Annotated in this window: 9 protein-coding genes and 1 riboswitch; of the genes, 6 read left to right on the top strand and 3 right to left on the bottom strand. The window is 61.9% G+C overall.

Annotated features, from left to right (window positions below; genetic code table 11):
* Window positions 1–20 precede the first annotated feature (20 nt).
* The 4 genes from leuE to ACW5W7_RS17750 all read left to right on the top strand — a co-directional run bounded on the left by leuE (window position 21) and on the right by ACW5W7_RS17750 (window position 4,611).
* Window positions 21–659, top strand: a complete 639-nt coding sequence (leuE, locus tag ACW5W7_RS17735; RefSeq protein ID WP_456502541.1) for a leucine efflux protein LeuE — start codon at window positions 21–23, stop codon at window positions 657–659.
* Window positions 660–824: 165 nt separating this feature from the next.
* Window positions 825–2,498 (top strand): sensor histidine kinase, encoded by a 1,674-nt coding sequence (locus ACW5W7_RS17740; protein WP_349920488.1) that lies wholly within the window; start codon window positions 825–827, stop codon window positions 2,496–2,498.
* A gap of 67 nt (window positions 2,499–2,565) precedes the next feature.
* Window positions 2,566–3,309 carry a LytR/AlgR family response regulator transcription factor gene (locus ACW5W7_RS17745; protein ID WP_349920489.1) on the top strand — a complete coding sequence of 248 codons (744 nt, stop codon included), beginning with the start codon at window positions 2,566–2,568 and terminating at the stop codon, window positions 3,307–3,309.
* Between the two features lie 108 nt (window positions 3,310–3,417).
* Window positions 3,418–4,611, top strand: coding sequence for an L-lactate MFS transporter (locus ACW5W7_RS17750; RefSeq protein ID WP_349920490.1), 1,194 nt, complete (start codon window positions 3,418–3,420; stop codon window positions 4,609–4,611).
* A 76-nt stretch (window positions 4,612–4,687) separates the two neighbouring features.
* Here ACW5W7_RS17750 and ACW5W7_RS17755 read toward each other — a convergent pair whose 3' ends face one another.
* Both ACW5W7_RS17755 and purE read right to left on the bottom strand, forming a co-directional pair.
* On the bottom strand, window positions 4,688–5,812 hold the full coding sequence (locus ACW5W7_RS17755) for a 5-(carboxyamino)imidazole ribonucleotide synthase (RefSeq protein WP_456502542.1): 1,125 nt from the start codon (window positions 5,810–5,812) through the stop codon (window positions 4,688–4,690).
* Window positions 5,809–6,318, bottom strand: coding sequence for a 5-(carboxyamino)imidazole ribonucleotide mutase (gene purE / locus ACW5W7_RS17760; RefSeq protein WP_349920492.1), 510 nt, complete (start codon window positions 6,316–6,318; stop codon window positions 5,809–5,811). Before purE ends, ACW5W7_RS17755 begins: the two co-directional genes overlap by 4 nt.
* A 314-nt stretch (window positions 6,319–6,632) precedes the next feature.
* Window positions 6,633–6,808, top strand: a riboswitch (cobalamin riboswitch).
* Window positions 6,809–6,858: 50 nt separating this feature from the next.
* On the opposite strand from purE, the gene ACW5W7_RS17765 reads away from it, so the two are divergent.
* Both ACW5W7_RS17765 and murI read left to right on the top strand, forming a co-directional pair.
* Window positions 6,859–8,691: a TonB-dependent receptor domain-containing protein gene (locus ACW5W7_RS17765; RefSeq protein WP_456502543.1), complete on the top strand. Its 1,833-nt coding sequence runs from the start codon at window positions 6,859–6,861 to the stop codon at window positions 8,689–8,691.
* A gap of 114 nt (window positions 8,692–8,805) precedes the next feature.
* Window positions 8,806–9,594, top strand: coding sequence for a glutamate racemase (gene murI, locus ACW5W7_RS17770; RefSeq protein ID WP_456502544.1), 789 nt, complete (start codon window positions 8,806–8,808; stop codon window positions 9,592–9,594).
* Between the two features lie 4 nt (window positions 9,595–9,598).
* Here murI and ACW5W7_RS17775 read toward each other — a convergent pair whose 3' ends face one another.
* Window positions 9,599–10,090, bottom strand: a complete 492-nt coding sequence (locus ACW5W7_RS17775; protein ID WP_434664872.1) for an RNA recognition motif domain-containing protein — start codon at window positions 10,088–10,090, stop codon at window positions 9,599–9,601.
* Window positions 10,091–10,403: the final 313 nt, after the last annotated feature.

The raw sequence follows: 10,403 nt of genomic DNA on the forward strand, positions 1-10,403 counted from the left end.
TCCTCGCATCGGGGGAAGTTATGTTTGAAAGTCTTGGGGTCATCAACGTCTGGACCTACCTGGTCGGCCTCTTTTTCATCATCATAGCGCCGGGCCCCAACTCCCTCTATGTGCTGCGCACCGGGGCGACCCGGGGCATCGGTGCCGGTTACAAGGCGGCCCTCGGGGTCTTCGTCGGCGATGCCATCCTCATCTTCTGCGCCTATCTCGGCATCGCCTCCCTCATTCGCACCACGCCGCTGCTGTTCACCCTGGTGCGCTACCTCGGTGCCCTCTATCTGCTCTATCTGGGTATCAAGATATTGCACGCGAACTTCGTCGCCAGACAGGCGACCGCACAGAAGGAGGCGGTGCCCGAGGAGAACTACTTCGGCAAGGCCCTGACCCTGAGTCTCACCAATCCCAAGGCAATCCTGTTCTACGTCTCCTTCTTCGTGCAGTTTGTCGACTTCAACTATGCCCACACCTGGGTCTCCTACCTGGTGCTGGCGGGCATGCTGGAGGCCATGAGCTTCGTCTACCTGACCCTGCTTATCTTCGGCGGCACCCTGATGGCCCGCTTCTTTGCACGCAAGGTGCGCCTCGCCAGGCTGGGCAATGGGCTGATCGGGCTCTTCTTCATGGGCTTCGCGGCCAGGCTGGCAACCCTCTCTTCCTGAACCCGGGGGCTGGTCAGTCCGGCCAGCCCCATCCTCAGGCTCCCTTGGCGGCCACTCTGAGGTAAACTGGGTGCCTCCCGTGCTGCCACCTCGATGCATTCTCTTCCTGGCAGCCCTTCTTGAATCCTTAATAGTGCGCCCAGATGGCCGCCGGCCGGAGGGGCCATGCTCGAAAATCAGATGATGTTGTTGGCGGTGTTCGAGCGGGCGGCGCTGATGCTGATGACGCTCTTCCTGCTGACCCGTACCCGGCCGTTCCAGCGGCTGTTCCAGAAGCGGGATCACACCCCGGCGGAGCTGGTGATGGTCGCCGCCATCTTCGGCCTGTTCGCCGTATTCAGCACCTACACCGGCATCCCGGTGGAGGGGGCCCTCATCAACGTGCGGATCATCGCCATCATCTCGGGGGGCATACTGTTCGGCCCCTGGGTCGGCATCCCGGCCGGGGTCATCTCCGGTCTGCACCGCTACCTCATCGACATGGATGGTCACACCTCCATCCCCTGCCTCATCGCCAGCATCATCGCCGGCCTGCTGGCGACCTGGCTGCACCTGCGCTGTCGAAAGTCGCGGCTCTGGCTGTACGGGATCCTCGCGGGCATGGCCTGCGAGGGGCTGACCATGCTGCTGATATGGGTGCTAACAGAACCTCATGCTGTTGGTGTCGAGATTGTCAGTCATATCGCCTACCCCATGATGGCGGGAACCTTGTGTATCGGCCTCATCATCAAGCTGGTGCAGGATCTGGACGACGAGAAGGAGCTGATCGCCGCCAAGCAGGCCAAGCTGGCGCTGGACATCGCGAACCAGACGCTGCCCTTCTTCCAGAAGATCGATCGCCACTCCCTCGGCCAGGTGTGCGAGGTGATAAGACGGGAGATCAGTGCGGACGCGGTGGCCATCACCGATACCCGGGACGTGCTGGCCTACGTGGGCGTCGGCAAGGGTTACTACGAGCTGGACGAGCATCACGCCATCAGTGACATGACCCAGCGGGCCGTGCTGCTCGATCAGATCATCATCAACAACGATCTGCGCCAGTACCATCTGTCGGACTTCCACTCGGTCATCATCATCCCGCTGAGGGAGAACGGCGTGGTCAGCGGTACCCTCAAGATCTATTTTCGCCGCACCCACAGCATCACCAGCTCGTTGCGGGAGATGGCGGTGGGTCTCTCCCAGCTCATCTCCACCCAGATGGAGGTGTCGCGCATCGAGCAATTGAAAGAGATGACCCGCAAGGCGGAGTTCACCGCCTTGCAGAGCAAGATCAACCCGCATTTTTTGTTCAATGCCCTCAACGCCATCTCGTCGCTCATCCGCATCCGTCCCCAGCAGGCGCGCCAGCTCATCGCCAACCTGGCGGACTATCTGCGCTACAACCTCAACAAGGGGGATGAGCTCATCGACATCCAGGAGGAGCTGCAGCAGGTGCGCGACTACGTGGCCATCGAGCAGGCCCGCTTCGGCGACAAGCTGGAGGTGGTGTTCGAGGTGGACGACGTGCATATTCAGGTGCCGAGCCTGCTGCTGCAGCCCCTGGTGGAGAACGCCATCCTGCACGGCATCCAGCCCCGCAGCGCGCCGGGCCGGGTCACCATCGAGGTGAAACAGCTGGCGGGGGGCATACGGGTGGCGGTGCGCGACACCGGTTATGGCATCAGCCAGGCGGTGATCGACGGTGTGGCCGCCGGCCGGGTGGAGAGCCGCAGTATCGGCCTGATGAACGTGCATCAGAGGGTCAAGCTGTTGTACGGCGACGGCCTGCAGCTCAAGCGGCTCGAACCCGGCACCGAAGTCTGTTTCTATCTGCCGGATCCGGAGGCCATGCCGTGCTGAACGTTATCGTAGTGAAAGATGAATGTCCGGGCGTGTTGGCCTGTTTGCCGGGTTTGGAGGGGATGCCATGTTGAGAGCCATCATAGTCGAAGACGAATACCTGGCCCGGGAAGAGCTGGCCTATCTGGTGGCGCAGCACAGCACCATCGAGATAGTGGCGAGCTTCGAGGATGGTCTTGAGGCGTTCAAGTACCTGCAGGATCACGAGGTGGACGTGGTGTTTCTGGATATCCAGGTGCCTTCCATCGACGGCCTGCTGCTGGCCAAGAACCTGCACAAGTCGAGCCATCCGCCCCACATCGTGTTCGTCACCGCCTACAAGGAGTTCGCGGTGGAGGCGTTCGAACTGGAGGCGTTTGACTACATCCTCAAGCCCTACAACGAGCCGCGCCTCATCAGCCTGCTGCAAAAACTCGAACATGCCGGTCGGCAGCAGCCGAGTTCGGGGACCGAACCCGGCGGGGAGGGGAGTCCGAGCCAGAATCGTACCGTCAACCTGGTGAAGGGGGAGCGCATCATCGTCACCCCCTGCGAGCAGATCTATTACGTGGAGGCGGACGAGAAGCTGACCCATGTCTATACCCGCACCGATCGCTACGTGATGACCATGACCATCAGCGAGTTCGTCAGCCGGCTGCCGGCGGAGGGCTTCTTTCGCTGCCATCGCTCCTACTGCGTCAACATCAACAAGATCCGCGAGATCGTGCCCTGGTTCAACAGTACCTACCTCATCCGGCTCCATGATCTGCCGTTCGAGGTGCCGGTCAGTCGCAGCAACATCAAGGCGTTCCGTCAGCTGATGCGGCTCTGATTGTCATTCATTCCCGCCGATCTGCATTTCATGCCTTAATCGGTCTGCAATTCGTGCGCCGCTCCTATAGTGGGCTCAACTTCCCGAGTCCACCGCCCGAGGCGCATCATGACCGTCGATCTGAACCGCACCCGGTACCTGACCCTGATTGGTACCATCATCACCCAGTTCGCCCTGGGCTCCGTTTACACCTGGAGCCTGTTCAACGCCCAGCTCTCCGACAAGCTGGACGAGCCGGTCAGCCAGGTGGCTTTCGCCTTCGGTCTACTCAGCCTCTCCCTGGCGGTCGCCTCCTCCATGGCGGGCAAGCTGCAGGAGCGATTCGGGGTGCGCAACGTCACCCTGGGGGCCGGCGTGCTGCTCGGCATCGGCTTCTTCCTCACCGCCCATGCCAGCAACCTGGCCATGCTCTACCTCTGCGCCGGCATCCTGGTGGGCTTCGCCGACGGGACCGGCTACCTGATGACCCTCTCCAACTGCGTGAAGTGGTTCCCGGAGCGCAAGGGGCTGATCTCCGCCTGCTCCATCGGGGCCTATGGCCTCGGTAGTCTGGGCTTCAAGTACATCAACCTGCTGCTGCTGTCGAACAACGGCCTGGAAGCCACCTTCCAGCTGTGGGGCCTGATCGCCATGTCCATGGTGCTGGTGGGCGGCATGCTGATGAAGGATGCGCCCAAGCAGGCGGCCTCCCAGCAACAAGCCGAGAGCCGCGACTTCACCCTGGCACAGGCGATGCGCAAGCCCCAGTACTGGATGCTGGCGCTGATGTTCCTCACCGCCTGCATGAGCGGCCTCTATGTCATCGGCGTGGCCAAGGACATCGGCGAGAAGATGGTGGGTCTGCCGGGCTCGGTGGCCGCCAACGCCGTCGCCATCATCGCCATGGCCAACCTGGGTGGTCGTCTGGTGCTGGGCATCCTGTCTGACAAGATGTCCCGTATCCGGGTCATCACCATCGCCCAGGTCATCACGCTGGTGGGCATGGGGCTGCTGTTGTTCGTGCCCCTCAATGCGAACCTCTTCTTCGTGGCGGTGGCCTGCGTGGCCTTCAGCTTCGGCGGCACCATCACCGTCTACCCCTCTCTGGTGAGCGACTTCTTCGGCCTGAACAACCTGACCAAGAACTACGGCGTCATCTATCTGGGCTTCGGTCTCGGCAGCATCATAGGTTCCATCGTCGCGTCCCTGTTCGGCGGCTTCATGGCGACCTTCAACCTCATCCTGGTGCTGATGGTGGTGGCGCTGGTGCTCTCCCTCACCATTCGTCTGCCGTCCCCGGTGGTGGCAGCAGATCGGGCCTGACAACCCCGCGCTCCTTCGCAAGCAGTAAAAAAAGACCCGGGCCTTGGCCCGGGTCTTTGCATTGAAGGGGTGGCGCTCAGCGCGGTGGCAGCCCCAGCAGGGTGCGAAGCTGGCTGGCGGTCGCCTCCACCGTCGGCCAATTCAGGCCGGTGACGGTGACATGACCCATCTTGCGACCGGGGCGCGCCTCGCCCTTGCCGTAGAGGTGCAGGTGCACCCCCGGCAGGGCCAGGGCACCGGCCCAGTCCGGGGTGCCGTGCTGCCACAGATCCCCGAGCAGGTTGAGCAGGATGGCGGGTTGGACCTCAGCCTGCGCGGGCAGGGGCAGATCGCACAGGGCGCGGACCTGCAGCTCGAACTGGCAGCAACCGGCGTTGTCGATGCTGGGATGGCCCGAGTTGTGGGGGCGGGGGGCCATCTCGTTGACCAGCAGCTTGCCGTCCACCAGGAAGAACTCCACCGTCAGCACGCCCACGTAGTCGAGGGCGGCGATCAGGTGCTCGGCGATGCGCTTGGCCTCGGCCTCGAGAGCCGGGACATTGGCGGGGGAGCGGGTCTGATCCAGAATGCCGCCGCTGTGCCAGTTCTGCACCAGGGGCAGGGCGCTGATGGCGCCGCTCGGGCTGCGGGCCAGGGTCAGGGCAAATTCACCTGCCAGTGGCAGCCGTTTCTCCAGCACGCAGGGCACGCCGCTGGTCGCGAGGGCGGCGGTCAGCTCGGCGCTGCTGGTCACCGTCCACTGCCCTTTGCCGTCATAGCCCTCGCGGGCGGTTTTGAGGATGGCGGGGAAGAGGTCGTTTGGCAGTGCGGGCAGCGGTTCATTGGGGAGCAGAGTCAGGTTGGGGGCAACCGGTACCCCGGCGCGGGTCAGGAAGGCTTTCTCTTCCCGGCGATCCTGACATACCCTCACCGCGCTGGCGGCAGGGTGTACCGGCAGGTGCTGCTCCAGCAGGGCCAGGGAGGCCGCCGGCACGTTCTCGAACTCGCAGGTCACGGCGACGCAGCGACGGGCCAGTTCGGCCAGGGCCTCGGCATCGTCATAGGCCGCCACTATCTGCTGATCGGCGGCGGCACCGGCGATGCTGGCGGGATCCGGATCCAGCACCACGACCTGATAACCGAGGCGATGGGCCGCCATGACGAAGTAGCGACCGAGCTGGCCGCCGCCGAGCATCCCCAGAGTCGCGGGAGGCAGTATCATGCCGGCTCCTCCAGTTGCAGGGCCAGCACCCGGTCGCGCTCCTTGGCGCGGAAGCCGTCGAGCTGCTGCTGATAGCGGGGAGCGTCACTGTCCTGGGCGACCGAGAGCAGGGAAACGGCGAACAGACCGGCGTTGGCGGCGCCCGCTTCACCGATGGCGAAGGTGGCGACCGGCACCCCTTTGGGCATCTGGACGATGGAGAGCAGGGAATCCATCCCCTTGAGCTGACGAGTCGGGATCGGCACTCCGAGCACGGGTATCGTGGTCTTGGCGGCCAGCATGCCCGGCAGGTGGGCGGCGCCGCCAGCCCCGGCGATGATGGCCCGCAGGCCGCGCTCGCGGGCACTGGCCGCATACTCGAACAGCAGGTCCGGGGTGCGGTGGGCGGAGACCACTCTCGCCTCGTAAGGGACGCCATGTTCCTTGAGGATGCGGGCGGCCGCCTGCATCACGGGCCAGTCGGAGTCAGAGCCCATCACCAGGCCGATCAAAGGGGGGTTCGTCATTACGGCTTCCTTGGATGTCAAACGTTTGCCGCATGTTACCAAAAAGCCGTGCAGGCTGGTTCAAAATTTCACGGGACAACGCATCTTGCCTCGTCGCCGAGGGGCGGCTCCGGTTGGTTCGGGGAGCCGTGATTCGGCTAGCTCGCCTCCAACATGAAACAGTTCAACGACTTGTGTCACGAGGTGCTGAGTGACGCAGCCGACCCCGGCCACCGAGTGATCCTGTCTGGCGGGATCGTTGGTGGCCATGGCGTGGTGAAATGCAGAAGTTAGTTTAGAAATCCAGATGGCTATACATCCGATGAGACTCTGCCTATAATCCCCCCCGCTTTGGCGCATCATGCTTAATAGGGAATCCGGTGAGAATCCGGAGCTGGCGCGCAGCGGTAAGGGGGAACGAAGCGACATCAGGCACTGCCATCGGGTGGGAAGCCGTCGCCTAGGTCATCAGCCCCCGAGCCCGAAGACCTGCCAAAGTTCGTATTTCGGGCCGAGAGAAACCGGCCACGGAAGATGCTTACGCGAACTTAAGGATCTCTCATGTCCAAGACATTATTGGCGGTTGCCCTGTTGCCGGCAGCAGCCTTCGCCCAGACCCCCAATGCCAATGACACCCTGGTGGTGACCGCCAACCGGGTGGAACAACCCGCCAGCACCGTGCTTGCTCCCATCATGGTGATCGATCGCGCCGAGATCGAATCCCGTCAGGTACAGAGCCTGCCGGACTTGCTGAAAACCCTGCCGGGTGTGCAGATCACCACCCTGGGTGGCCGTGGCCATGCCAGCAGCCTGTTCATCCGCGGCACCAACTCCAACCATTCGCTGGTGCTGATGAACGGTCGTCCCATTGCCGCCATGGTGGCGGGCACGCCGGATCTGAGCCAGATCCCCCTTGGCAACATCGAGCGCATCGAATACATCCGTGGCCCCCGCGCCGCCGTCTATGGCGCCAATGCCATCGGGGGGGTCATCAACCTCATCTCCAAGACCTCCGCCAAGAATGGCAGCGAGACTCATTTGAAAGGTGGAGTGGGCAGTCATGGCTACGGCCAGGGTCAGGTGCGTACCGTGCAGGCTCTGGGCGAGAAGACCGACCTGAACCTGCTGGTGGGTTATGAGCGTACCGATGGTTTCGACGTGATCGCCGGTGCCCAGCAGCCTGATCGGGATGGTTTCGACAGCCTGAACGGCCAGTTCGGTCTGAATCACGCCTTCAACGAGGCCTGGAGCGCCGACTTCAACGCCCAGGGTTATGACAACCAGACCGAGATGGACGATCCCTATATGTCGTCCGATCAGAGCCGGGTACAGGCCTTCCAGTACGACGGTGGCCTCAAGTACCAGAGCGGTGCCCTGAGCAGCCGGCTGGAGGCCAGCTACGGCGAGAACAAGCTGAAGAGCTGGTGGGAGAGCAATGGCGAGTCCAGCGCCGAGCCCATTCATACCGGGCTGACCCGTTTCTCCTGGATCAACAACTGGAGCGGTGTGGAAGGCTTGTCTCTGACCGGTGGCGCCGACTGGCAGCAGGAGCAGATGAAGTCCGATTCTCGCAGCTACGGCCAGTCGTTCAATGCACCGGATCGGGACAATATCGGTTTGTTCGCCGTGGCGAGCTACCGCTGGCATGCCCTGCTGGGGGAGTTGTCCGGCCGTACCGATGACAACGAGCAGTATGGTCGCCACAACACCTGGTCCGCGGCGGCCGGGCTGGATATCAACGAGAATCACAACGTACGGTTGAGCTACGGTACCGCCTTCAAGGCACCGACCTTCCTCGACCTCTATTACCCGGGCTATGAGAACCCGAACCTGCAGCCGGAAGAGAGCAAGAACCTGGAGCTGGATTTCTCCGGTCGCTACACCGCCTGGGACTGGTCCATCAACCTGTATCGCAACGAGATCCAGAACCTGATCTCCTGCCAGAGCGCCTCGTCCAGCTGCAAGCCGGATAACACGGACGCCGAGATCCGGGGTGTGGAAGTGGCCCTTGGGCTGGAGACCGGTCCGCTGCGCCACGATCTGAGCTTCGATTACACCAAGACCGAGGACAAGAACGACGGGGATCAGCAGCTGCTGCGCCGCGCCAAGCAGAAGGCGAGCTGGTTGACCCAGGCACAGCTGGGCCCGGTGGATCTGTCGACCGAGCTGCTCTATGTGGGCAAGCGGGATGACAAGAACTTCAACAGCTTCCCGGCCGAGCGGGTGGTACTGGGCTCCTATACCCTGGTCAACCTGGGGGCCAGCTATGATGTGCTGCCTCAGCTGACTCTGGGCGGTCGCATCGACAACCTGTTCGATCGCAACTATGTGCCTGCCTATGGCTATGCCGCGGCGGGTACCGAGTTCAAGCTGACCGCCGACTATCGTCTGTAATCCTTCCTCTGCTTATATAGAGAGGAAAAAGCAAGGCCCCGCCATGTGCGGGGCCTTTTCTATTGGCCGTCCGCGGGAGTATGATCGCCGCCTCGCATTCAAGGGGGAGCTCAGGTGGCCAATATTCTAGTGTTCGACTCAGGCATGGGCGGTTTGACCGTCTATCGCGAGATCCGTCGCACCTTGCCTGCGCACAACTACGTCTACTGCTTCGACAACGCCAACTTCCCCTATGGCGAACTGAGCGAGCCGGCGCTTATCGCCGCCTGTTGCCGTCTGGTCAGTCACATGGTGGCGGCACATGCCATCGATCTGGTGGTGATCGCCTGCAACACCGCCAGCACCATAGCGCTCCCCGCCCTGCGGGAGGCCTTGAAAGTGCCCGTGGTGGGGGTAGTTCCGGCCATCAAGCCCGCCGCTGCCCTGACCCGCAATGGTTGCATCGGCCTGCTGGCAACCCCCGGCACCGTCAGCCGCGCATACACCCATACCCTGATCGCACAGTTCGCCCCGGGCAAGCGGGTGTTGCTCAAGGGGGCGACCGAGCTGGTGATCGAAGCCGAGCACAAGCTGGCAGGGCGACCGGTCAACATGGCGCTGTTGCGCGAGGTGCTGGCGGACTGGCTGGACGAAGAGGTGGTGCCGGATACCCTGGTGCTGGGCTGCACCCATTTTCCACTGCTTGATGACGAGATCCGGCAACTGATGCCGGATTGCCAGCTGGTGGATTCAGGCAGTGCGGTGGCGAGACGAGTGGCCCACTTGTTGGCCGATGTGCCGACATCCATGCTGGAAGAGGGGAAGGGGCGGGCATATTGCACCCGGCTGGATGCCCAGGCCCAGAAACTGACAACCCCCTTGCAAGCTTGGGGGTTGTCATCACTGGAAGAGGTTGAGTTCTGAGTTCTCAGGCGTCGACGTCGCCGCCTTCCCGCTCATCCCTGTCCCGCTTGTCATTCGCTTCACGTACCTTGAGGGTACGCTGCTGATATTCCTTGTCATTCAACGCGACGATCGCCTTGGCCGCATCGGCGGCAGGCATCTCCACGAAGCCGAAGCCCCGACGCTTGCCGGTCGCCTTGTCTTTCATCAAACGGACTGAAATCACCTGACCTTGCTCTGCAAACAGTTCACGCACGGCAATCTCGTTGGCGCGATAGGGCAGGTTGCCTACATATAAGGTGCAGGTCTCCTGATTCGTACCTGGCTCGGCCGCACTGGCGGGAGCCCGGTTGAGAAACAGCGGTACGACGAAACCACCAATGGCCAGACCGACGGCAAAAATAACTTCGGCTTTCAGAGAAAACTGCAGGGCTTGGGCAACCAGGTAGCCGACCAGCGCCAATACCAGGGCGAGTACGGCAGCCTGCACATAAGCAGGAAACTTGGATAAATTCATCTTTAAAGACCTTTTGTAAATGAAAGCAAAAAAGGTGCAACACTCTATTCACCTCCATGGTAACCAGCTTTATGGCCGGGCGCTACCATGGACGACTCGGGAGGCATTATCCGCTTCAGTATGGCATCCATCTGACAAGGAATTGCCAATAAAGTGCCTTTAAAATAGGGCTGAAATCATAGGCTTGTGGATAACATTGTATATATACACTGAATAAGCTGTTTCTAATTGGATAATTTCAAGTTTCCGTGACTTTCTTCAAGAAATGCCTTGTCATCGCAGGCCAGCTCCCTATAATGCGCCCCTACCAGCT

It is taken from the genome of Aeromonas intestinalis (assembly GCF_054052485.1).

Excerpts from the sequence above, each read along its gene's own strand:
- ACW5W7_RS17755 (WP_456502542.1), bottom strand. The coding sequence starts at position 5,812 with ATGATACTGCCTCCCGCGACTCTGGGGATGCTCGGCGGCGGCCAGCTC.
- purE (WP_349920492.1), bottom strand. The coding sequence starts at position 6,318 with ATGACGAACCCCCCTTTGATCGGCCTGGTGATGGGCTCTGACTCCGAC.
- ACW5W7_RS17750 (WP_349920490.1), top strand. The coding sequence starts at position 3,418 with ATGACCGTCGATCTGAACCGCACCCGGTACCTGACCCTGATTGGTACC.
- ACW5W7_RS17775 (WP_434664872.1), bottom strand. The coding sequence starts at position 10,090 with ATGAATTTATCCAAGTTTCCTGCTTATGTGCAGGCTGCCGTACTCGCC.
- ACW5W7_RS17765 (WP_456502543.1), top strand. The coding sequence starts at position 6,859 with ATGTCCAAGACATTATTGGCGGTTGCCCTGTTGCCGGCAGCAGCCTTC.
- ACW5W7_RS17740 (WP_349920488.1), top strand. The coding sequence starts at position 825 with ATGCTCGAAAATCAGATGATGTTGTTGGCGGTGTTCGAGCGGGCGGCG.
- ACW5W7_RS17745 (WP_349920489.1), top strand. The coding sequence starts at position 2,566 with ATGTTGAGAGCCATCATAGTCGAAGACGAATACCTGGCCCGGGAAGAG.
- leuE (WP_456502541.1), top strand. The coding sequence starts at position 21 with ATGTTTGAAAGTCTTGGGGTCATCAACGTCTGGACCTACCTGGTCGGC.